This window comes from Nocardia sp. IBHARD005, from assembly GCF_052814245.1.
In genome coordinates this window covers 696,741-719,767 of sequence record NZ_CP199935.1, presented here as the reverse complement: position 1 = coordinate 719,767, position 23,027 = coordinate 696,741, and the positions used below count along the sequence as shown (strand labels likewise).

Annotated in this window: 19 protein-coding genes; 8 read left to right on the top strand and 11 right to left on the bottom strand. The window is 68.5% G+C overall.

Translation table 11 applies throughout. The features are described 5' to 3' along the window. Positions 1–194: 194 nt before the first annotated feature. Positions 195–704: an LppU/SCO3897 family protein gene (locus ACTWPB_RS03350; protein ID WP_446224264.1), complete on the bottom strand. Its 510-nt coding sequence runs from the start codon at positions 702–704 to the stop codon at positions 195–197. 109 nt (positions 705–813) lie between these two features. Here ACTWPB_RS03350 and ACTWPB_RS03345 point away from each other — a divergent pair, with 109 nt between their 5' ends. Continuing rightward, positions 814–1,668 (top strand): hypothetical protein, encoded by an 855-nt coding sequence (locus tag ACTWPB_RS03345; protein WP_446224263.1) that lies wholly within the window; start codon positions 814–816, stop codon positions 1,666–1,668. Positions 1,669–1,715: 47 nt separating this feature from the next. Here ACTWPB_RS03345 and ACTWPB_RS03340 read toward each other — a convergent pair whose 3' ends face one another. From ACTWPB_RS03340 to ACTWPB_RS03330, 3 genes are all read right to left on the bottom strand, one after another. Beyond that, positions 1,716–3,107, bottom strand: a complete 1,392-nt coding sequence (locus ACTWPB_RS03340; protein WP_446224262.1) for a M1 family metallopeptidase — start codon at positions 3,105–3,107, stop codon at positions 1,716–1,718. A 109-nt stretch (positions 3,108–3,216) separates the two neighbouring features. Continuing rightward, complete coding sequence (locus tag ACTWPB_RS03335) at positions 3,217–3,837, bottom strand: DUF3239 domain-containing protein (RefSeq protein WP_446224261.1); 621 nt, start codon at positions 3,835–3,837, stop codon at positions 3,217–3,219. Between the two features lie 144 nt (positions 3,838–3,981). After that, positions 3,982–5,649 (bottom strand): DNA repair helicase XPB, encoded by a 1,668-nt coding sequence (locus ACTWPB_RS03330; protein ID WP_446224260.1) that lies wholly within the window; start codon positions 5,647–5,649, stop codon positions 3,982–3,984. Between the two features lie 385 nt (positions 5,650–6,034). Between ACTWPB_RS03330 and ACTWPB_RS03325 the strand changes: the two genes are divergently transcribed. Then, positions 6,035–6,679, top strand: a complete 645-nt coding sequence (locus tag ACTWPB_RS03325; RefSeq protein ID WP_446224259.1) for a LysE family translocator — start codon at positions 6,035–6,037, stop codon at positions 6,677–6,679. 250 nt (positions 6,680–6,929) lie between these two features. Here ACTWPB_RS03325 and ACTWPB_RS03320 read toward each other — a convergent pair whose 3' ends face one another. Beyond that, a complete protein-coding gene (locus ACTWPB_RS03320; protein ID WP_446224258.1) occupies positions 6,930–8,108 on the bottom strand; it encodes a pyridoxal phosphate-dependent aminotransferase in 1,179 nt (392 codons plus the stop codon). A 172-nt stretch (positions 8,109–8,280) separates the two neighbouring features. On the opposite strand from ACTWPB_RS03320, the gene ACTWPB_RS03315 reads away from it, so the two are divergent. Further along, on the top strand, positions 8,281–8,496 hold the full coding sequence (locus ACTWPB_RS03315; protein ID WP_101464532.1) for a hypothetical protein: 216 nt from the start codon (positions 8,281–8,283) through the stop codon (positions 8,494–8,496). 98 nt (positions 8,497–8,594) lie between these two features. On the opposite strand, the gene sigJ is transcribed toward ACTWPB_RS03315, so the two are convergent. Continuing rightward, positions 8,595–9,494: an RNA polymerase sigma factor SigJ gene (gene sigJ / locus ACTWPB_RS03310; RefSeq protein ID WP_446224257.1), complete on the bottom strand. Its 900-nt coding sequence runs from the start codon at positions 9,492–9,494 to the stop codon at positions 8,595–8,597. Between the two features lie 115 nt (positions 9,495–9,609). On the opposite strand from sigJ, the gene ACTWPB_RS03305 reads away from it, so the two are divergent. The 3 genes from ACTWPB_RS03305 (at position 9,610) to ACTWPB_RS03295 (ending at position 11,781) form a co-directional block, all read left to right on the top strand. After that, positions 9,610–10,446 carry an SMP-30/gluconolactonase/LRE family protein gene (locus ACTWPB_RS03305; RefSeq protein WP_446224256.1) on the top strand — a complete coding sequence of 279 codons (837 nt, stop codon included), beginning with the start codon at positions 9,610–9,612 and terminating at the stop codon, positions 10,444–10,446. Positions 10,447–10,488: 42 nt separating this feature from the next. Further along, positions 10,489–11,058: a GNAT family N-acetyltransferase gene (locus tag ACTWPB_RS03300; protein WP_446224255.1), complete on the top strand. Its 570-nt coding sequence runs from the start codon at positions 10,489–10,491 to the stop codon at positions 11,056–11,058. 171 nt (positions 11,059–11,229) lie between these two features. Beyond that, the gene (locus ACTWPB_RS03295) at positions 11,230–11,781 is read left to right on the top strand and encodes a class I SAM-dependent methyltransferase (protein WP_446224254.1); all 552 of its coding nucleotides are present in this window, start codon (positions 11,230–11,232) and stop codon (positions 11,779–11,781) included. A gap of 147 nt (positions 11,782–11,928) precedes the next feature. Here ACTWPB_RS03295 and ACTWPB_RS03290 read toward each other — a convergent pair whose 3' ends face one another. Beyond that, positions 11,929–14,727, bottom strand: a complete 2,799-nt coding sequence (locus tag ACTWPB_RS03290) for an ATP-dependent RNA helicase (RefSeq protein WP_446224253.1) — start codon at positions 14,725–14,727, stop codon at positions 11,929–11,931. Positions 14,728–14,912: 185 nt separating this feature from the next. Here ACTWPB_RS03290 and ACTWPB_RS03285 point away from each other — a divergent pair, with 185 nt between their 5' ends. Then, positions 14,913–15,530 carry a LysE family translocator gene (locus ACTWPB_RS03285; protein ID WP_446224252.1) on the top strand — a complete coding sequence of 206 codons (618 nt, stop codon included), beginning with the start codon at positions 14,913–14,915 and terminating at the stop codon, positions 15,528–15,530. A gap of 52 nt (positions 15,531–15,582) precedes the next feature. On the opposite strand, the gene ACTWPB_RS03280 is transcribed toward ACTWPB_RS03285, so the two are convergent. Beyond that, on the bottom strand, positions 15,583–16,740 hold the full coding sequence (locus tag ACTWPB_RS03280; RefSeq protein WP_446226222.1) for a 3-deoxy-7-phosphoheptulonate synthase: 1,158 nt from the start codon (positions 16,738–16,740) through the stop codon (positions 15,583–15,585). 313 nt (positions 16,741–17,053) lie between these two features. On the opposite strand from ACTWPB_RS03280, the gene ACTWPB_RS03275 reads away from it, so the two are divergent. Continuing rightward, positions 17,054–17,185, top strand: coding sequence for a hypothetical protein (locus tag ACTWPB_RS03275; protein ID WP_446224251.1), 132 nt, complete (start codon positions 17,054–17,056; stop codon positions 17,183–17,185). Positions 17,186–17,285: 100 nt separating this feature from the next. Here the strand turns inward: ACTWPB_RS03275 and ACTWPB_RS03270 are convergent, their stop codons facing one another. From ACTWPB_RS03270 to ACTWPB_RS03260, 3 genes are all read right to left on the bottom strand, one after another. After that, positions 17,286–17,756: a carboxymuconolactone decarboxylase family protein gene (locus tag ACTWPB_RS03270; RefSeq protein WP_446224250.1), complete on the bottom strand. Its 471-nt coding sequence runs from the start codon at positions 17,754–17,756 to the stop codon at positions 17,286–17,288. A gap of 81 nt (positions 17,757–17,837) precedes the next feature. Beyond that, the gene (locus ACTWPB_RS03265; RefSeq protein WP_446224249.1) at positions 17,838–18,701 is read right to left on the bottom strand and encodes an oxidoreductase; all 864 of its coding nucleotides are present in this window, start codon (positions 18,699–18,701) and stop codon (positions 17,838–17,840) included. A gap of 160 nt (positions 18,702–18,861) precedes the next feature. Further along, entirely contained in the window at positions 18,862–22,983 is a 4,122-nt protein-coding gene (locus ACTWPB_RS03260; protein ID WP_446224248.1) for a non-ribosomal peptide synthetase, read from the bottom strand. Positions 22,984–23,027: the final 44 nt, after the last annotated feature.

The window sequence follows — 23,027 nt, the reverse complement described above, 5'->3', positions numbered from 1 at the left end:
CGGCGGCCACGAAGTGGCCGGTCCGCGGCCGGGTCGCCGGTTAGCGCTCGAAAGCGCTACGCCGAAGGCGTTAGTCTCGAGCGCTAACCGGCGGCCCTCAGGGCCGCGGACACGCGCGCGCCAGCGCGCCAATAAACACAGCGTCAAACCTGCCTGGGACTACTAACCCCCTGTGGCTTCGCCATACAAAACGTCTAGCCCTGTGGCTTCGCCATACAAAACGTCGTCTTGGGCTCGGGAACAGTCCGGAACTGCGTCGCGTCAACCCCGCACAGCAACTCATCGGTCTCCCCATCGATCCGCTTGACCACCTTGAACGAAGCCTCCGGCGCGGTGCAGGCGACCGACTCCGCCGGCCGCGTCCCCGCGTCCGCGTAACAGCTGCCCTCGGCGAAGTTGGGCACCAGGCACAGGGTGTTCTTCGCGTCTCCGACCGTGCCGTTGAAGGTGGCGTTGCCCGCGGTGCAGTCCGCGGTGCCGAGCTGCGCGATCCGGTAGCTGGACTTCGCCGACGAGCAGTCACCCACCGTCGCCTTCATCGCATCGGCGGCGTTGTCACTGACCTCCACGCACGAACCAACCGCGACAGCACCGGCCGACGACGAATCATCGGACGAGCACGAAACCACCGCGCCGACCAGTGCCATCGCGGCCACCGGTCCGAGCACGATCCGCGCCAACAGTCGCTTCTCTGGGAAAATCACTGAAAACCTCACTCACCGAATGGTTCAGGGCGAATACAACCGCCGGTGACGATACCCAAGTGCCCCGCGCCCGCGCTCCCCCGTCGAGCAACCTGTCTACCATCACAACATGACCCTCGACGACGTCGCAGGCGAGCTGTACACCCTCGACCCCGGCGACTTCGTGTCAACCCGCGCCGAGCGCGCCGCCCAGGCCCGCGCCGACGGTGACCGCGACCTGGCCAAGGCCATCACCGCACTGCGCAAACCCACGGTCGCCGCCTGGACGGTCAACCTGCTGGCCCGCCACGCGCCGCAGGAGATCGCCGCCCTCCTCGATCTCGGCGATGCGCTCCGGTCGGCCCAGCGTCAGCTCTCCGGCGACAAGCTGCGCGCCCTCGGCACCCAGCGTCAACAGGTGGTGAACGCGATGACCAAGCGAGCCGCCGAGCTGGCCGCCGAACACGACCGCCCGGCGAGCGAGCAGGTGCTGCGCGAGGTCGGCCAAACCCTCACCGCCGCGCTGGCCGACTCTGAGGTCGCCGACCTGGTCCGTGCCGGTGTCCTGCCGACCACCGTCACCTACGACGGTTTCGGCCCAGCCGGTCTGGTCGCGATCACCGGCGGAAAGGCAACCGCCAAGCGCACGAGCCCCCGCCGCGCGACCTCGTCCGGCGAAGATACCGAGGCCAAGCGCCGAGCCGAAGCCCAACAGGAACTCGACGATGCCGAATCCGGCCTTGCCGCCGCCCGCACCGATCGCGATGAAGCCGATGCCGCAGCCGCACAAGCCAAGTCCGACCTCGACGCGATCGAAACCCGAATCGCCGAGCTTCGCAACGAACTCGAACACGCTGAACAACAACGCCACTTCGCCCATACCGCCGAACATCGTGCCCGAGGCGAATTCGCCGCTACACGAAGCCAATTCGACCGCATGCAACGCTGGGTTGAGCGAGCCCGCGCCCGCCTCGACGAAGACTGATCGACAGCACCCCGCCTCGTCGCACTATCGCCGAACGGGGTGTGGGTTCACCGATGCAAGGTGCCGGGATAGAGGAACGCGTCGCGCGGAGGCCTTGTCCCATCGAGCCATTCGGCCAGGAACTCACCCAGCGGCATGGAAGTCCGGCTCTGCAAGAACTCCCGGAATTCCGGCATCGAGGCATGGCCGTCGCGATGCGCGTTCACGAAATCCCTGATCGCCGTGAAGAACACATCCTCACCGATCAGCTTGCGCAGGGCATGCAGGAACAGTGGCCCGCGGTAGTAGACGGAGGTGAACTCGTCGCCGGCACCGGGAGCGGCCAGCGCGATCTTCCAGAACTTGGGCTCGTCGAGGTATTTCGCGATCGTGTCGCGATACTCGGTGTCCACATCGGCACCGTCGATGCGCTCCGGCCACAGATAGTCGGCGGTGTAGCTGGCGAAACATTCGTTGAGGCAGATGTCGGACCACTGCCGCACCGACATCGTGTCGCCCCACCATTGATGGGCCAGCTCGTGCACCACGGTGTTCAGATCGGTCCACGGCGCGTAGGTCGGCCGGGTCTGGGTCTCCAGCGAGAACGGCAGCTCGGTATCCACATAGATGCCACCGGCCACGTCGAACGGGTAAGGGCCGTAGAGGTTTTCGAGGAAGTCGAGGATCTCGGGCAGCCGCTGCTCGTCTTCGCGATTCTCCTCGGATTCCGGCGCGAACGCGCTCAGTACCGCGGTCCCGTTCGCACGCCGCTGTTCGAGGAAGGTGAAATGGTCCACCGCGACCGTGGTCAGGTAGCCGATCGTGGGCTGTCGCGTCTCCCATGTGGTGAACAGGCGACCGTCGCGCACCACGTGCTCGGTGCGATCACCGGTCGACATGACTTCCCACTCGGCGGGCACCGTGGCGTGCAGCGTGAAAGTCGCCTTGTCCAACGGGGTGTCGTTGAGCGGGTACCAGGTGCTCGCGCTGTGTGGCTCGCCGATGGCGAACGCGCCACCGCTGGGCGCGTAGGTCCAGCCCGCGCCGTCGGTATCGACGGCCTCGCCCGCGTAGTCGACGATGATCCGCATCGGTAGTCCGGGCGGCAGGGGTAGCAGTGGCGTCACCACCAGCTCGTGCTCGCCGTCATGGGCGAACCCCGCGGGCTGCCCGTTGACCGTCACCATCAGCACCTCGGGCCCGCTGTAGTCGAGGTTGAACTGCGCCAGCGGCTGGGTCACGCGACCATCGATGCGGGCGGTGCCGCGCAGGTGGTGGTCGCCGGGTTCGTAGTCGATCGACACGTCGTAGTGGGTGACGTCGTAGCCACCGTTCCCATCGAGCGGATAGTACGGATCACCCAGCCCAGGCGCCCCGATCAACGCCGAATCCGCCGCTACCGGACGAACTCCCAGCGCCACCAGCGCGAACACCACGCACAACCCGGCCGACCATCGCATGTCGAAGACACCTTTCGTCGACCGGATCGCACAGACCGAACCATCGTCGCAGGTGCACGACGCGGACCCTAATAGGCCGCGCATGGCCGGAGCGGATGAGGAGGTACGCCTACCCCAGGTCGGAGGGCAGCTGCTGCGGGTCGAGCAGCAGGCGCTTGGTCGCCGTGCGTTTCACCCGGGAAGCCAGCGCCAGGTTCTGCGCGAGCAGCCGCCATTCGACCTCGTTGATGGCCTCGCATGCGCGCTCGATCACCGCTTCGTCACGCGTACCCCAGGCGATCGGCATGGCGGTGACCAGCTGCCAGCGTTCGCCGACCTGGCGAGGGGCACGATCGGTGCGCACCGCGATGGCGGGCACCCGCTCACCCGGCTGCGGTGTGTGTCCCGGCAGGGCGCGCACCTTGCGGGTGATCAGCGCCCAGCTGCGCTCCGTCGCGGCGGGTTCGGCGATATCGACCAGCGCGAGCAACACGATGCCGCCCGGTTCGGCATCGCTGACGACGGCGGGTACGAGAACACCGTCGTGGTAGAGCTTTTCGATACTGGAGCGGTGCGGCGTCCACAACGCCACCCACAGCGCGATGCCCGCGATGAGCACGCACACCACCGCGAGCAGAAACCCCCACGCCTGCCCGCTCCACACCAGCGCCACCGTGGTCGCGACTGCGAGACCGGCGACCAGCAGAGCGACAAGGCGCAACCTACGCAACCCGGTGAACGTCTCGTTCACCGCATGAGCGTGTTCACGGTCGACCACGAATTCGAAGCGGCGCACGCCTTCCTTCCTAGCACAAGTTGCGGAGGAATTGCCTCCGCTTATCTGCCGAGGGGTTCGCACCTCGGACGCTACCCCCCTTTGACCTGGCGAACAGTGCTACACGCCGTCCCCGATGGGCGGACCGAGCAGGTCGTCGGCGTCGACGATGCGGTAGGCGTAGCCCTGCTCGGCGAGAAAGCGCTGCCGGTGGGCGGCGTATTCGGCGTCGAGGGTGTCGCGCGCGACCACCGAATAGAAATGCGCCTGCCCGCCATCCTGTTTCGGCCGCAGCAGCCGGCCGAGGCGCTGGGCCTCTTCCTGACGGGAACCGAAGGTACCCGAAACCTGCACCGCCACAGACGCTTCCGGTAGATCAATGGAGAAGTTGGCGACCTTGCTCACCACCAGCACCGGGATCTCACCGGAGCGGAAGGCGTCGAACAGCGCCTCGCGCTCCCTGTTCTTGGTGGCGCCGGTGATGACCGGGGCGTTCAGGTCTACGCCCAGTTCGTCGAGCTGATCCAGGTACGCGCCGATCACCAGGGTCGGTGCGCCCTGGTGGCGGGCAAGAATGGACTCGACGACCGGGATCTTGGTGCGCGCGGTGGAACACAGCTTGTAGCGTTCCTCCGGCTCGGCGGTGGCGTAGGCCATGCGCTCGGCGTCGGTGAGGGTTACCCGCACCTCGACACAGTCGGCCGGTGCGATCCAGCCCTGCGCCTCGATGTCCTTCCACGGGGCGTCGTAGCGTTTCGGGCCGATCAGCGAGAACACATCGCCCTCGCGGCCGTCCTCACGCACCAGCGTGGCGGTGAGCCCGAGCCTGCGGCGCGACTGGAGGTCGGCGGTCATCCGGAAGACCGGCGCGGGCAGCAGGTGCACCTCGTCGTAGATCACCAGGCCCCAGTCGCGGCTGTCGAACAGCTCGAGGTGCTTGTACTCGCCCTTCGATTTGCGCGTGATGACCTGGTAGGTGGCGATGGTGACCGGGCGGATCTCCTTGCGCTCGCCGGAGTACTCGCCGATCTCCTCCTCGGTGAGCGTAGTCCGCGCCAGCAGCTCGCGCCGCCACTGCCTGCCCGCCACGGTATTGGTGACCAGGATCAACGTGGTGGCCTTCGCCTTGGCCATCGCGGCCGCGCCGACCATCGTCTTGCCCGCGCCACACGGCAGCACGACCACCCCGGATCCGCCCGCCCAGAAGGAGTCGGCGGCCATCTCCTGGTAGTCGCGCAGGTGCCACTTGCCCTCGGTGTAATCGAGGCCGATGTCGTGCGCCTCGCCGTCGACATATCCGGCCAGGTCCTCCGCGGGCCAGCCGATCTTCAACAGCATCTGCTTGATGTGGCCACGCTCGGACGCGTGCACGATCACGGTGTCGTCATCGATGCGAGCGCCGAGCATCGGTGCGATCTTCTTGTGCCGCAACACTTCCGCGAGCACCGCGCGATCCAGGCTCACCAGGCACAGGCCGTGCGCGGGATGCTTGACCAGCTGCAACCGGCCGTAGCGGCCCATGGTGTCGACGATGTCGACGAGCAGCGGCTGCGGCACGGCATACCGCGAGAAGTTCACCAGCGCGTCGACGACCTGTTCGGCGTCGTGGCCCGCCGCGCGGGCATTCCAGAGCGCCAGCGGGGTGATCCGATAGGTGTGCACATGCTCGGGCGCACGTTCCAGCTCCGCGAACGGGGCAATGGCCTGGCGCGCGTTGCCTGCCAGCTCGTGGTCGACCTCGAGCAGCAGGGTCTTGTCGCTTTGCACGATCAGTGGACCGTCGGTCACACGTTGCTCCTGTATTTTCGGCGGCTGGCGCCGCGGGTTTTCGGCCTCGTAACCCCGAATCCGAGGGGCGATACTCCGGCTTCGCCGTTACGTCTCGCCCCTCGGATCCGGGGCGGCCGAAAACGTCGGGGTCGGGTTGGGAGTCCGTAGGCGGGCTCGGTGGAGGTGAACCCTTCGCTCGTGAGGGTTGGCCTGTGCTGTTGGCGGCTGACGTCGCCGGATACCGGCCGCGTAACCACGAATCCCCCGAGGAAACGTGGGTCGTGGTTGCTGCCGTTGTCGATTGTACGGACTGGTACCGACAGGATCGGGGCGGTCGAATCGGGGTCCAGCGGGTGCTGACTGGACCGCGACAATGCCTTCCTGACCGGCGCAAACTCAGTGCATGCTTCAGTCAACGGCGGTTCTCGGGGTGACGGCGGCGGCGCTCGGCATGGTGCTGACACCGGGGCCGAACATGATGTATCTGGTCTCGCGCACCGTCGCGCAGGGGCGCCGGGCGGGGATGATCTCGCTCACGGGGGTCGCGGCGGGGTTCGGGGTTTACCTGATGGCGGCCGCGGCGGGGATCACGGCGGTGTTCGCTGTTGTTCCCGGGCTGTACACGGCGGTGAAGCTGGCGGGGGCGGCGTATCTGCTGTGGCTTGCCTGGCAGGCGATCCGGCCGGGCGGGGTCTCGGTATTCGCGCCCGCCGACCTGCCGCACGACCGCCCGCGGCGACTGTTCACGATGGGATTGGCCACCAACCTGCTCAATCCGAAGATCGCGATCATGTACATGGCGCTGATCCCCCAGTTCGTCGACCCTGAACGCGGCGCCCTCTGGTTGCAGAGCCTGTCGCTGGGAGCCATCCAGATCACGGTCGCCCTCACGGTCAACGCCATGATCGTCCTCGGGGCCGCCGGCCTGGCCACCTTCCTCGCCGCCCGCCCCCTGTGGCTGCGTACCCAGCGCTATCTGATGGGCACCGCCCTCGGCACCATCGCCGTCCTTCTCGCCACCGACAAGGCCCGCCCCACCCCCGCCTGAGCCGGACCGTCTCAGGCCCGTCCGGCACACGAACCCGGGTACCCGATATCGGCGCCCCCACATGTCACGCTGCTCCGGAGAGTTGAGGCGCAAAGAGCGTGCCATGGGCGTTGGGGTGCTGGTGGGTGGCGGCGGGGACTTCGGTGACGGAGCTCGATTCGGCGGTGACGGCGGTACATCGGGGCGGCGCACGCGCCGATGGCCCGCCAACCAGTGGCATGCGGCCCGCCACGCGCGTGACTGACTCGTCTCAGCGCACGGTGATGCCGGTTCGGAGCCGGCGGATTCCTTCGTCGATTGTCTCGTCGCGCTTGCTGAAGGTGAAGCGCACCAGGTGTTTCCAGTCATCAGGGTGATCGGCGAACACGCTCACCGGCACGGCGGCGACGCCGAGTCGCGCGGGGAGCTCACGGCAGAACGCCAGTCCGTCCTCGGCGCCGAGCGGTCGGATATCGGCGCAGACGAAGTAGCCGCCGTCGCTGGCCGAGACGGTGAACCCGGTGTCGCGCAACGCCTCCGAGAGCCGTGTTCGCTTGTCCGCCAGCCCGTCACGCTGCGCGTGCACCCAGGCCGATTCCTCGTTGATCGCATGTGCGATGGCGGGCTGGAACGGCCCACCACCGACAAAGGTGAGGAACTGTTTGGCCGCGAGTACACCGTCGAGCAGTGGCGCGGGCGCGCAAGCCCAACCGATCTTCCAGCCGGTGACATTGAAAGTCTTTGCCGCACTGGACACCACGATGGTGCGCTCGCGCATCCCGGGCAGCGTGCCGATGCTGATGTGCTCGGTGCCGTCGTAGACGAGATGCTCGTACACCTCGTCGGTCAGCACCAGCAGATCGTGTTCGACAGCCAATTCGGCGATCGCGGTGAGGTCGGCACGGTCGAGCACGGCACCGGTGGGATTGTGCGGCGAATTGATCATCAGCATGCGGGTCTTCGATGTGATCGCGGCCCGCAAACTGTCCAGGTCGAGCACGAATCGGTCGCCGTCCGGCACCAGGCGAGCCGTCCGTCGCCGCGCACCGGCGAGGGCGACCGCGGCGGCGTAGGAGTCGTAATACGGCTCGATCAGCACCACCTCCTGGTCCGGCTCCACCAGACCGAGCACGGTGGCACTGATCGCCTCGGTGGCGCCGACTGTCACCAGAACCTCGGCGGCCGGGTCGTAGGCGGTGCCGTAGCGGCGGGCTCGGTCGTCGGCGATCGCCTGGCGCAGGGCGGGCATGCCGCGGCCGGGCGGGTACTGATTGAGCCCGTGGGCGATGGCCGCGCGCGCGACCTCGAGCATGCCCGCGGGTCCGTCGGTATCGGGAAAGCCTTGGCCCAGATTCACCGCGTCGTGACGGACGGCCAGCTCGGTCATCTCGGCGAAGATCGTCGATCCGAAGGGGCGCAGGCGGGCGACGGTGGGCGGCACAGGCGGCATCTCCGCAGCGTATCCCACCGATCGCCCACGTTGCCGAACGATAGCGAACACGCATGTTTCACAAACGTTTCCCTGCTTTGACCTGCGCTATTGTGCAGTTCCCCAACCTCAGCTAGCCTCGCCGTGTTCTACCTCACACACCACAGCGTGGTGGATATCGAAAGGGGCTCACATGGCCTCACCTCTGCTCGACTTCATCCTGCAACCGGCTGCGTCGGAGGTCGCCGGTTCGGCCCTGCGATTCATTCGCGAACAATTGTTCGGCGGCCAGATCGTCGACATTTTCACCGGTTCGGCCACCCCGGACAACAACATGGGTTCCTCCACCGGCGACCACAACCTCGGATCGTCGACCGGCGATCACAACTGGGGCTCCACCTACCCGTAAAGCACTCGGCGACGCGCTGCAATCGGCGTCGCTGCCCAGATCAGCCCAGGCTGTGAAGCCAACTGCTGACCCCCGCACGCTGTACTGTGTTGCGGGGTTCAGCGGGGGCGGGCGCCGGACAGTTTCACTACGTTGGCGAAATCGTATGCGGCCCAGATCTTTCCGTCGTGCACTGCGAAACCGAGCACGCGTACCGGGCGTCCGAACGGTGAGTTCGGGTCGGTGAATACCAGGCCGGATCGGCCGTTCACCATGGCGGCGCTCAATTCCAGGCCGGATTCTTCCTGATACTTGCGCCAGAGGCCGAGCGCCAGACGGGCAATTTTCTCTTGTCCAGCAATAACATTCAGCGCGGCCTTGGTAGTCCCACCCGCATCGGCGGTGAAGGTCGCGTCCGGATGCAGCGTTGCGGCTACCGCGGCGACATCGCCGGTGGCCAGCGCGGCCAGGAATCGTTGCACCGCTCGATCGTGCACATCGTCGGCGACCGGTTCCGGTGCCCGTGCCACCGCTCGGCGCGCTCGCACCGCCAATTGCCTTGCCGCATCGGCGGAAACACCGAGTATCTCGGCGATCTCGCCGAACGGCACACCGAGGCCCTCGTGCAGCACCAGCGCGACTCGTTGCTGGGGCGTCAACGCGTCGAGCACCACCATCGCCGCCATCCGGCTGTCCTGATCGCGCACCACCACGTCCAGTGGATCCGGTGTGCGCGAGGACGACGCCGCCGAGACGATCGGCTCCGGAAGCCATTGCCCCACATAGGTTTCGCGGCGCACGGCGGCACTTCGCAAGTGGTCGAGGCAGATTCGGCTGACCACCGTCGTCAGCCAGGCGCGCAGATCGTCGATCTCGGACTGGTGTACCCCGGCCATCCGCAGCCAGCTCTCCTGCACCGCGTCCTCGGCGTCACCGACACTTCCGGTGAGCCGGTAGGCGACCGAAAGCAAGTGCGTTCGATGCGATTCGAACAGGTCGGCGAGAAACGGGGAAACCATCGAGCCAGATCCTACGGAGTACCCCACCGCGCCCCGCCCCACGGGTCGCCCACCGATGATTCTGCACACGCCATCTCGTCTGTACTACTACTGCCTACAACAAGGACGGCGCACCGTGAGTACACCCGAGATCGTGCTGGAAGGAATCGTGTTCGGCGAGTCACCGCGCTGGCACGACGGTCGGCTGTGGTTCTCGGACTGGGGCGCGAACCAGGTGATCGTCCTCGACGAGGATCACCGCCCTGAGGTCGTCGCCCAGATTCCGTCGTTTCCGATGTGCATCGACTTTCTCCCGGATGGACGATTGGTGATTGTCGACTCCGCCGCCAGTCGTCTGCTTCGGCGCGACCCCGACGGCTCGCTCGTGGCCTATGCCGACCTCTCACCCGTATCGGACAAGCCGTGGAACGACATCGTCATCGACGAGGACGGCAACGCCTACGTCAACAACATCGGCTTCGACTTCCCCGGTGGGGAGTTCGTGCCCGGCCTCATCGCCCGCATCACCCCCACCGGTGAGGTGCGGCAGGTGGCCGACGGACTCGCGTTTCCGAACGGCATGGCGATCACCCCCGACGGTACGACGCTGATCGTGGCCGAGTCGTACGCCGATCAGCTCACCGCCTACACCATCGCGGCCGACGGTGGGCTCAGTGATCGCCGCGTGTGGGCGTCGACGCCGGGCGATCACCCCGACGGTATCTGCCTCGATGCCGAGGGTGAGCTCTGGTACGCCGACGTGGGCAATCAGCATTGTGTCCGGGTCAGGGCGGGCGGCGACGTGTCGGCGCGGGTCCAGCTCGACCGTGGCGCGTTCTCGTGCACGCTCAGCCGAGGCGAGGATCCGCGGTTGTACGTCGTCGGACAGAACTGGGGCGACGCCGAGGCGACCGGACCGACAGGACAGGTCGTTGCCTTTCCCGCGCCGGCGCCGGGTGCGGGCAGGCCGTGAAAATCCGGCGAGAATTGCGGCGCCGACTGTCAAGATGGCCGAATGTACGAGCACACGCTCACCGATGGCACCGTCTGGCTCACCCGCCCGACCGGGGCCGATATCGACCGCATCGTCGAGTGCTGTCAAGACCCTGATGTGCAGCGCTGGACCACGGTCCCCGTCCCGTATCACCGGTCCGACACCGAGGACTTCCTCGACCGCATCGTGGCACCCGGCTGGGCGAGCAACGCGCCGGTCTGGGCGATTCGCACCGCCGAGGACGGCCAGGTCGAAGGCATGGTCGGCCTGCATACGCGCGGCCAGGGTGCCTGCGAGATCGGCTTCTGGCTCACTCCCGATCATCGCGGGCGCGGCCTGATGTCGCGGGCGATAAACCTGGTCTGCGACTTCGGTTTCGCCACCGACGGTCTCGCGCTCGACCGGATCATGTGGCGCGCGATCGCGGGCAACAACGCCTCGGCCGCCGCGGTGCGCCGCAACGGCTTCCACTACGAGGGTTTGGCCCGATCGGGCGGGATACAGCGAGGGGCACGGGTCGACGAATGGGTCGCTGCCCGGCTCCCCACCGATCCGGCCGAGCCGGTAGACGGGTGGCCTATTCCATCCTGACCAGGTCGAACGTCAGACAGGGTGCGATCGCTGAGGTGGGTGGCGAGGCGACCACCGAAACTCGCGGTGCGCAGCCCGATCACCCGGCTCACACGGTAGATCCGAGGTGGAATCGATGCCACCATGAACCGATGAGCGGGCATCCGCGGATCGCGACGGTGGGGCGCGCCGATGGCAGATGACTCGCGGTTCGAATGGTTCGCCGACACGATGGGCGTGCGGGCGGGCGAGCAGGTGCTCGAGCTCGGCCCCGGTTCCGGTGCCTCGCTGACGCGGATCGCGGCCCGGCTCGGCAGCGGACGAATCGTCGGCCTCGAACGCTCGGCCACCGCGCTCGCGCAGGCCGGGCGCCGCTGCGCGGACGAGATCACCGCCGGTCGGGTGCGCCTGGTCGAAGGCGATATCGCGAAGGTGCGGGTAGCACGATTGCTCGACGAACTCGACCAAGGGAATCGCTTCGACCTGATCTTCGCGGTCAACGTCAACCTCTTCTGGACCGCACCCGCCACCGCCGCATGGTCGACAATGCGCGAATCCCTCGCCCCCACCGGCCGCATCTGGCTCTGCTACGGCTACGGCACCCCCAACAGCCCCACCCCACCCACCGCGAAACTCACCGAACGCCTCACCACCGCCGGCTACCACTGCACAACCGTCACCACCGACACCCTCCTGGCCGCCCGGGCCACCCCCAACCATCAAGATCAACAGGCCACCACGTAGACGGCCACTCGGGCGATGCCTCCCTCATGGCCTGGTGAACAAATGTCCAGCAGCGGGACCCCTCTGGCCGGGAGTCGACTCGTCGATGGGCGCGGCCGGTGCTCGCGTCGTTCCGGGGGGACCGCGCCGAAACCCTTTGGTGGACAGTCAGTTCGGGCGATGGGTGGCTCGGCGAGCCGTGCCTCGGTGGGCGGGGATCGTGGCGGGGTTCTCCGGCCACGCGTGTTTGGGGTAGCGGCCGCGCAGGTCGGCGCGGACCTGGGGCCAGCCGTTTTTCCAGAATGAGGCGAGGTCGGCGGTGACGGCGACGGGACGTTGGGCCGGGGACAGCAGGTGCAGGACGATCCGGACGTGGCCGTCGGCGAGGGTGGGTGGGTCGGTCCAGCCGAAGATCTCCTGGACCTTGACCGCGAGGAGCGGCTGGTCGGCGGAGTAGTCGAGGCGGACGCGGCTGCCGGAGGGGACTTCCAGGCGTTCGGGGGCCAGTTCGTCGAGGCGGGCGGCCGCAGGCCACGGGAGCAGGCGGCGGAGCGCGGTGCCCGCATCTATGCGGGCGAGATCGGAACGGCGGCGGGCGGTGGACAGTTCGGGGCCGAGCCAGCTGTCGAAGTCGGCCAGGAGTGCGTCGTCGTCGACAGCGGGCCATGGCGCGCCGAGGGTGCGGTGCAGGAAGTCGAGACGCTGACGCAGGCTACGCGCGTCATCGCTCCAGCGCAGTAGACCCAGCCCTTCCACCCGAAGCCCTTGCCGCACAGCCTGTTCCACCAGAGCCTTATCGAGGTGACGTAATGGCTTCTCCGACAGGATGATCGCGCCCAACCGCTCCACGCGCCGAGCCACCACATCACCGCCGTCCCACCGCACCTCATCGGCCGCGACCACCAGCCACGGCGCGGCTTCCCGAGCGAGATCCTCATCGGCGATGGCCGCCAACCGAATTCGCCCCTCGGCCCGCCCCGGATCACGATCAGCGATCGCTACCGCGAGCCATTCCGCCGCCGCCAGCCCCGACCCCGGCGGCAGCGTCACCGCAGTGCCGCCCGCCATGAGATAGGTGGACGACCCACTCGCCCGTCGCCGAGCCAACCGCTCCGGCTGCGCCAACGCGATCAACAGCGCCGCGACATCCGTTCCTGATCCACCACTCTCGTTCCCGACCTCGGCGACGACGCGATCGCGCCCACCCGGTCGACCTGCCGCCGAGCCGCTGCTCGCCGAGTTCGATACATCTGACGAGACATCGGTCTGTGGCCCACTGACGCTTGACCGGTCACGTCGGCCAATGCCTGACGAGACATCAGCCTGCGCACCGCCGACGCGTGGCCGGACGCGCCGACCCACCCCGGGCGAAGCCTCAGCCCGCGCGCCGTCGGCAGACGGTCGGTCGGGCTTGTCATCGGTTGACGTGCTCGCGACGAGTCGCGTCAGGCGTTGGACTTCGCGGGACCAGCGGGGTGGGCGTTCGGTGCGGAGGGTGCGCAAGGCTGCCGTCGCGTCAACGGTGTGGGCGAGGGAGTCGTCGTCCATCAGGACGACCATTTCGGCGGCGGCTTTCGCGCCGACCCGGGCGGTGCCGTCGAGCAGGGCGCGGGCGAGGCGGGGATGCAGACCGAGGGTGGCCATCGCCTTGCCGCGCGGGGTGATGTGGTCGGCATCGTCGAGGGCACCGAGGGCACGCAGGACCGTTCGGGCTGCCGCGAGGCCACCTTCCGGCGGGGCGTCCCACCAGGCGAGGCCGGCGCCGTCGGGGGTGCCCCAGCACGCCAATTCCAGTGCGAGGCGGGTGAGTTCGGCGGTGCGGATCTCGGGTTCGGGGTAGGCGGGCAGGGTTTGGTGTTCGTATTCGGGCCAGCAACGCCAAGCGTGACCGGGTGCCTCGCGGCCCGCGCGGCCTGTCCGCTGTTCGGCCACGGCGGCCGAAACACGCACTGTCGCAAGGCCGGAGAGGCCGCGCCGGTGATCGACCCGGGATACACGGGAAAGACCGGAGTCCACAACAGCGCGCACGCCGGGGACGGTGAGGCTGGATTCGGCGACCGCAGTGGACAATACGACCCGCCGCCGCGATCCTGGCCGGAGCGCGAGGTCCTGAGCCGCGCCCGCGAGCCTGCCGTGCAGCGGGACCACGTCGACATCGTCGAGGTCGTGCAAGAGCCCTGCCGTGCGGTTGATCTCGCCGACACCGGGCAGGAAGACGAGCACATCACCGTCGATGGTGGCCAGCGCACTGCGGGTGGCCCGCGCGACCTGCGCTTCGATCCGCTCGCGGGGCAGGGCGGGCAGGTAATCGACCTCGACCGGATAGGTCCGCCCGCGCACCTCCACAACCGGGGCACGCGAACCCGCCCGTTGCCCCGGCGTCGAACTCCCGTCGGCCCGGCCTGCTTCGCCATCCTGCCCAGCCACGGCTCCGGGCCCGGCCTCTCCGGTACCGAGCAGTTGCGCCAGCCGATCCGCGGCCACCGTCGCCGAAGTGGCGAGCACCCACAGATCAGGCCGCAGCCCCGACCTTGCGTCGAGCAACAGCGCCAACAGCAGATCGGCATCCAGATGCCGCTCGTGGCATTCGTCGAGCACCACCGTGCCGACCCCAGCCAACTCCGGATCACTCTGCAACCGCCGCACCAGCAACCCCGAGGTCACCACCTCGATCCGGGTCCGCGGCCCCACCTTCCGATCCCCCCGCACCGCGTACCCCACGGTCTCCCCCACCCGCTCCCCGAGCAGTGCCGCCATCCGCGCCGCCGCCGCCCGCGCCGCCAACCGCCGAGGCTCGGCCACCACGATCCGCCCCGGCGACCCGGCCGCCAGCGCCAACGGCACCAACGTGGTCTTACCGGTACCCGGCGGCGCGACCAGCACCGCGACCCCACGCTCGGCCAACGTCGCGGTGATCCGGTCCAGCGCCGGTCGCACCGGAAGGTCGGGAAGTTCGGGAAGCTTCATCACCGACCAGTCTGCCGCCCCATCCGCACAACGGCCCCACCGACCGACGACCCGCCATCCCAGCCACTCAGCTACCCAACCGCCAGCCACCCACCGCCCCAGCCAGTGGGGCACTGGGCCTGCCACCTGGTGTTCCCAGTTCCGAGGTATTTCCCGGCGGTCGAGCGGCGGTTACGCTGCGGGAGATGAGCATCGAGTTCGCGTTGACCACGCTTGTCATTGTCGCCACGCCGGGGACCGGGGTGCTGTTCACGTTGGCGGCTGGGCTTTCCCGTGGGACGAGGGCGAGTGTGATCGCCGCCTTCGGATGCACGATGGGGATCGTTCCGCACATGATCGCGGCGGTTACGGGGCTGGCCGCGCTGTTGAACACCAGCGCGGTCGCGTTTCAGACGTTGAAGTATCTCGGCGTCGCGTATCTGCTCTATATGGCGTGGAACACGCTGCGGGACAAGGGCGCACTGGCGATTCCGGAGGAATCCACCGCGGCGGAACCTTCGGCGCGGCAGGTCGTCACCTCGGCGGTGCTGCTGAATATCCTGAACCCGAAGCTGACGATCTTCTTCTTCGCGTTCCTGCCGCAGTTCGTGCCGACCGGAGCACCGAACGCGCTGGGTCGCATGCTCGAGCTCAGCGGGTTGTTCATGCTGGCCACGTTCGTGGTGTTCGCGGGCTACGGGGCAGTCGCCGCCGCGATGCGCACCTATGTGCTGTCGCGTCCGGTGGTGGTCCGGTGGATGCGGCGGGTGTTCGGTGTCTCGTTCGTCGCCCTCGCGGGACGTCTCGCGATCCAGAACCAGTAGTCACAGCAATGCGGGCCCCGGAATCCGAGGCCCGCACTGTCGATAGAAAGAATTACCCGCGGCGCGCGGCCACAGCCTCGGCCAAACGGTCGAGCTGGGTGGCGGTGGTGTTCCAGTCGATGCACGCGTCGGTGATGGACTGGCCGTAGGTCAGGTCGTCGGCCTTGCCGAGGGTCAGGTCCTGGCGACCCGCGACGAGGAACGACTCCAGCATCACGCCGACCACGCCTTGCTCGCCCGCGGCGATCCGGTCGGCGATGTCGATGACGACGTCGACCTGCTTGTTGTGGTCCTTGTTGCTGTTGCCGTGGCTGGCGTCGACGACCAGGCGCTGGGCCAGCGAGGACTTCTCCAGGCGCAGCTTGGCCTCGGCGCAGGAGGCGGCGTCGAAGTTGGTGCCGTTGCTGCCGCCGCGCAGGATCACGTGGCAGTCGGGGTTGCCCGAGGTGCGGATCAGCGCGGAGCGGCCGTCGAGGTCGGTGCCGGGGAAGACGTGGCTGGCGGCGGCGGCGCGCACACCGTCGACCGCGACCTGCACGTCACCGTCGGTGCCGTTCTTGATGCCCACCGGCATCGACAGCGCCGAGGACAGCTGCCGGTGCACCTGGCTGGCGGCGGTGCGGGCACCGATCGCGCCGTAGGAGACCAGGTCGGCGATGTACTGCGGGGTGATCGGGTCGAGGAACTCACACGCCACCGGCAGGCCGAGGGCGGTGATGTCGACGAGCACCTTGCGGCCGATGCCGAGGCCGGTGTTCACGTCGAACGAGCCGTCCAGGTGCGGATCGTTGATCAGACCCTTCCAGCCCAGCGTGGTGCGCGGCTTCTCGAAGTACACGCGCATCACGATGTGCAGCCGGTCGCTCAGCTCGGCGGCCTTCTCGGCCAGCTTGCGGGCGTATTCCAGCGCGGCGGCGGGGTCGTGCACCGAGCACGGGCCGACGATCACCATGAGGCGGTCGTCGTCGCCGTTGAGCACGTCGACGGTGGCCTTGCGACCCGTTCGCACGGTGTCGGCGAGGGCGTCGGTGATCTGGTGGACCATGCGGACCTCGGCGGGCGAGCGCAGGGGGCTCACGCTGAGAGTGCGCTGGTCGTCGAGGTCAGAATGCCGCGAGTCGACCCTGTTCGCGGCCCGCCCCGATTCTGGACTGACCGGAGGGTGCGACGAAGGAGTGCCCGCAGGGAGGGAAGAATCGGGGCCTGTCAGGGCCGCGGACTCGAGCGCGGAGGCGCTCGAAACGGCACTGGCTGCGGTGGTCATGAGATGTGGGTCCTTTGCGTTAGGAGGCCGACCCACGGAAATCGCTACCGTCGAGCCGGGCGTTATCCGGCTCGAGGTGGAGGAAGTCAGCGCGCAGGGTCGCAGACCGGCCCACCCAGGGCCGGATAGCTAAACCAAAAATATGCGCGCTGCATGCCGTGGACTGTACCACCGGTAAAACGCCGAACGGTCTGCCATGGTTGCCCGGAGTGTGGACCGTCACACCCGGGCCCCTCCGGCCGCGCCGACGAGAAGGTCCTTGACCTCTTCGAACACGCCGACCTGGCTCGATCCGATCCGGACCGACGGCGTGGTGCGTGAGCCGTACGCCCATCCGAGCGCGCTGCTGCACGAAGGCCGATATCGGCGCGGGCACCGCTTCACTTCGTAGCGCCATCACAGCTGGTCAATTGATCACCAGGCCACCAGGGAGGCATCGCCCGAGAGGGAAAATCCACCAGGGCCTGGTGATCACTCGTCCAGTGGCTGTCTCAGCTCCATTGACCTGGCACGTAGTCGCCCGCGGGAGTGTGGGCGATGGCGTTGAGGCGGTTCCAGGCGTTGATCATCGCGATGGCGGCGATCAGGGCGGCGATCTGGTCGTCGTCGTAGTGCAAGCGGGCCTGGGCGAAGGTGTCGTCGCTGACGTGGCCGCCGTCGGCGGTGCGGGTCGCTTCCTCGGTGAGGGCGAGGGCGGCCCGTTCCGCCTCGGTGAAGACATTGGTCTCCCGCCAGGCGGCGACCAGGTTGATCCGCACCGCGGTCTCGCCCGCGTGGGCTGCGTCCTTGGTGTGCATGTCGACGCAGTAGCTGCACCCGTTGATCTGCGAGGCCCGGATCTTCACCAGTTCGTAGGTGGACTTGGGCAGCGGCGAATCATCGATGACCTTGCCTGCCATGACCATTCGCTTGCTGAAGCTCGCGGCGATGGCGTTGCCGTAGAGGTTGAAGCGCGCTTCCATGATGACTCCTTCGTCGTGGGGTTCATAGAGACGACGAGGTAGCCGTTCGCGGTGTGACGCCGTGTGACGCCGATCACGAAATCAGATCAGGCCACAGAGCTTTTCGGAGAGCTCCCACAGTTGCGCCGCGACCTCACGGTTCCTGGCCGCAGGCGCGCTGCCCGTCCGGGCGGGGTTGCCGCGCAGGCCAAGGAAGCCGTCGGGGCCGTAGAACGCGCCGGGCACCACCTCGGTGGTGGCGGCGAACAGGGTGGGCAGCGCGCCCTGTTCGGCGGTCGGGGCGAGCGTGCGGTTGCCCAGCCCCATGATCGTGTCCTGGATGGACTCGGTGTGTGACATGAGTTCGGTCGCGGCGTAGCCGGGGTGCGCGGCCACCGAGATCACCGCAGCACCCTCACCGGCGAGGCGACGCTGGAGCTCAGTGGCGAACATCAGGTTGGCGAGCTTGGACTGTCCGTAGGCGAGCCAGCGGTCGTAGCGGCGCTGCTCCCAGTTGGGGTCGGCCAGATTGATCTTGCCGATGCGGTGCGCCACGCTCGACACCGTGACCACGCGATCGGTGATGCGGTCGAGCATCAGGTTGGTGAGCGCGAAGTGACCGAGATGGTTGGTGCCGAACTGCATTTCGAAGCCGTCGGCGGTGCGCCGCAGCGGTAGCGCCATCACGCCCGCGTTGTTGATCAGCACATCGACGCGCTCGATCGACTCGGTGAAGGCGCGCACCGAATTCAGGTTCGCCAGGTCGAGTTCGCGAACTTCGGTCTCACCGCGCATCCCCGCGGCTACCCGCTCGGCCTTGGCGACATCGCGACAGGCCAGGATCACGCGCGCACCCGCCTCCGACAGCGCCCGCGCGGTGGCGGCGCCGAGACCACTGTTGGCACCGGTGACGATGATCGTGCGGCCGGTCTGGTCGGGCAGGTCGGCGATAGTCCACGTACTCACTGGCGGAAGTCTAGCGACGCCGGGGGAATGCGCGAATCGGCAAGCGCCGGTTCATGGTTCACGCCCGGTGCCGCCGCGCACCGACTCTGCCGAGCGCGCCCCGACAACATTTCGGCACCGGCCGGAATCGACACCCCGTGTGCGCGGCGGCGTGTCGTCATCACGACTGCGCCAGAACCTCTTCGTCGGTCATCGCGGCGACTTCCAGGTACATCGTCGCGACCAGTTCGAGCCTGCCCGTGTCGCCGGAGTCCGCTTCCCGCTCCAGCATTCGCGCCGCCAGCGCGGCGACACTGCGGGCGGTGAACAGGTCGGCGACGACGGTGTCGGGGGCGTCGAGCCATTCGCGGATGCGGGCCACGGCGGTGGTGGCGAGCACCGAATCGCCGCCGAGGGCGAAGAAGTCGTCGGTGACACCGATCTGCTCGGTGACCAGCACCTCGGCGATGACCGCGGCGAGCGCGCGTTCGAGATCGGTGCGCGGTGCGACGAATTCCTCGGCGCCCTCACCCTTGTCGAGGACGGCGCGAATGGCCTTGCGGTCCGGCTTGGCGTTCGAGGTGAGCGGCAGCTCGGCCAGCAGTTCGAGCCGGGTCGGCACCATATAGACCGGGACCAGCTCGGCGGTCGCGGCGAGCACCACGTCGATGTCGAGTACCGCGCCCGGGGTCGGTACCACGAGCGCGACCAATTTCGGCGCGGCCGTCCCGACCACCGCGGCGACCGCGTGGCGGATACCGGGCACGGCGCGCAGTGCGCTCTCCACCTCACCCAGTTCGACGCGGTAGCCCCGGATCTTGACCTGGTGGTCGGCGCGGCCGAGGAATTCCAGGCCGCCGTCGGGCAGGTAGCGGGCCAGGTCGCCGGTGCGGTACCAGCGCAGGCCCTCATGGGTGACGAAACGGTCGGCGGTGCGCTCGGGATCGTTGCGGTAGCCGGCGGCCACGCCGTCACCGCCGATCCAGAGTTCGCCGCTCACCCAGTCGGGGCAGTCGTTGCCCGCCGGGCCGACGACGCGGCACTGCACATTGCGCAGGGGGGTGCCATAGGGCACGGCGGTCCACTCGGCGGGGACCCGCGCGCCGACGACCTCGCAGATGGTGGAGTGGATCGCGGTCTCGGTGGCGCCACCGAGCCCGGCGAAACGGCTGTTCGGGGCCACCGTGGCGAGGCGCGCGGGCAGCGCGACGTCGACCCAGTCGCCGCCGAGAATCACCGTACGCAGCGAGGTCAGCGGCTCCGGCAGTGCGGCGGTGGCCGGTGCGGTCCGAGAGTCGCCCGCGGTGGTGGCGACCTGCGCCGAACCCGAAACATTCGTGACCTGGGGCGAGCCAGGGACAAGGGTGCCCGGCGCGGCAGTAAGGAGCATGTCCAGCAGGCTCGGGACGCAGTTGAGCAGCGAAATCCGGTGGCGGCGAATGAGTTCGACCCACACGGCGGGGTCTGTGCGCTGCGCGTCGTCGACGGTGACCACCGCACCACCTGCGGCGAGCAGGCCGAAGATGTCGTAGACGGAGAGGTCGAATTCGAGGGCAGACAGGGCCAGTGCGCGGTCGGCGGGGCCGAGGTCGAAGCGTTCGTTGAGGTCGTCGATGGTGTTCATGGCGGCGCGATGCGGCACCTCGACACCCTTGGGCTTGCCGGTGGAGCCGGAGGTGAACAGCACGTAGGCGATGTTCTCCGGGTCGCCGAAGACCGGGCGTGCCAACGGTTCCGCGTGTGTGCGCGCCTGCGCCAGGTCGATCGCCCGCGTATCCGGGATCCGCGCACCACCGACGGTGAGTACCGCGACAGCGTCTGCCGTGCTGAGGATTTCGGCTCGACGGGCGGCGGGCTGATCGAACCCGATCGGCACGTAGACCGCGCCCGCCGCGAGCACACCGAGCACCGCGACGATCTGGTCGGGACCCTTCGGGAGCTGCACCGCCACCGAATCACCAGGTGCCACACCGGCTTCCCGCAACGCGCCGGCCACGGCCAGCGCGTCGGCGGCCAGCTCGCCATAGGTCAGCTGCCCGGCGGGCTCCCAGAGCACCGCGGGCGCGGACGGATTCGTCGCCGCGTTCGCGAAGAACCCGGTGTGCAGCAGCCCGCCGCTCACCGGTCCCGCGGTGGCATTGACGCGCGCCCGAGTAGCGGCCTGCTCCACCGGAATTCGCACGCCGGCCTCGGCCTGCCACCCCGCTCCCCCGGCGAACCGGGTGCGTCCGGTCGAGCCAACCGGCACTTCCGCTGCTTCGGTGGGTACGACCGGCAGCGTCGACGAGGTCACGCCGTCCGCCACCTGCGGCAGGTGGGAGCCGTTGGCGAGCGCGCCACTCGAAGACACCGGGGCCGACGCAAGTTCGAGCGAATCGGGCGATGTCTCAGCGAGCTCGGCAGGCTGGCCGCCGAGGCGTTCGATGGCTTCGATGTAGCGGGCGAACATGGCGTCGACCATGTCGGCGGGGAAGGCGGATTCGCGGATGTCCCAGTTCAGCAGCAGACCGCCGCGGACCTCGGTGATCTGGGCGTCGAGGAGAACCTGCGGGCCCTGGGAGATGATCCACGCGGGGTCGCCGAAGGTGTCGGTGACGACGTCGGGGAACAGTTCGCCGAGGTTGAGGGCGCTGGTGTAGACGATGGGAGCCAGGACCGGTTCGCCGCGGTGACGGCCGAGGTCGCGCAGGACCTCCAGACCCGAGTACGCGGAGTGCGCGCCCGCTTCGTGGAGGCGTTGCTGAAGGGCGCGGGCACGGTCGGCGACGGTGGCGGGCTCGGTGACATCGACTTCGAGCAGCACCGAGGAGGTGAAGTCACCGACGACACCGTCGACCTGCGGGTGCACCGGTTCACGGTGGAACAGCGGCAGATTCAGCAGAAAGCGGCGCTGCGCGGACCAGCCGCCGATGGTTTCGGCGAACACCGAGGCAAGCGCCATCGCCGGGGTGATGCCGCGGGCGTGCGCGGCGTCGAAGACCTGCGCCTTGGCTTGCGGCGAGAGCCAGCGGTGCAGGCGGATCGTGCGGTTCGGGTCCGAGATGTGCTGGGCCGATGGGAGTTCCGGCGCACCGGGCAGCTCGCCGAGGCGGTCTTGCCACCAGGCGCGATCACGGGCCCGTTCGTCGGCGAGAACGGGGATCGAGCGCTGGTCGCCGGCGCGCTGCTGCTGGTTCGCGGCCATGCTCGGCTGGCTGGAGGCAGCATCCTGCGTCTGGTCGGCAGGGATGTTCAGCCGGCCGGCGGCGGTGCCAAGTGGCTGATCGCCGGTGGCGAGCTGCGGGCTTGGGCGGTGGGTCGCGGGGTTGTCCAGCTGGTGCTCGGCCAGGTACTGGCGGAAGGTGTAGTCCTGGGGCGGTAGCTGTTCGCCGTGGTAGAGCCGGGCGAGGTCGGTGATGAGGATGCGGTAGCTCATCGCGTCGGCGGCGAGCATGTCGACGTCGAGGTGCAGGCGGGTGCGGCCGTCGGCGAGGCGGGTGAGCGCGATATCGATCACCTGGCCGTCCTCCACCGCCATCCGCTGATGCGTGCGCGCGCTGCGCAATTCCTCGAGGCGCTGCTCGGCCTCGTCGGCGGACGCCTCGCGCAGATCGGTCACGCCGAACACCGCACGGCCGGGCCGGTCGAGGGTCTGCTGGGTGCCGTCGGGCAGGAATCGGGTGCGCAGCATGGGGTGGCGCGACAGCAGTTGTTCGACCGCCTGCTCGAGCCGCTCGGGATACACATCGGTCCCGTCGAATTCGACGTAGAGGTGGGCCGCGACGCCGCCGAGTTCCTGCGCGTCGGAGCGCCCGATCCAGTACGCGTGCTGCATGGGCGCGAGCGCGAAAGGCGTGCCGTCGTCGGGAACGATCAGGGGTTCGCTTGCGGCGGAATCGAAGCCATTCGACCCTGTCGAGTCACCGGCCTGCGCATCGATCCCCCCGACCTGCGCGTCGATGCCCTTCTCACCCGGTGCGCTCGCGGACGCGGCTGTGCCGTGGTCGCGTGCGGCGTCATCGGCGGCCGGGTCGACGGCGTCCGGCGCACTACCGCTTGCCCCGAGATCGTCGGGGTCGGCGCCGTTGAGGAGGGCGTGCCAGGCGTCGACGGTGGGGTGCGCGGCCAGCAGGGCGAAGTTCACGGCGATGCCGCGTTTGCGCCAGGCGCCCGCGAGCTTCATCGTGCGGATGGAGTCGAGGCCGAGCTGGATCAGGTCGTCGGCCGCGGCGACGGCGTCGGGGGTGATGTCGAGGTGACGGGCGATCGCGGCGCGGATCTCGGCGCGGTCGATCCCGGCGCCGCCTGCGGGTGCTGTCTCCATCTGCCGATCACTCCTTGCTCGCCGCCCATTCACCGGACGGATTC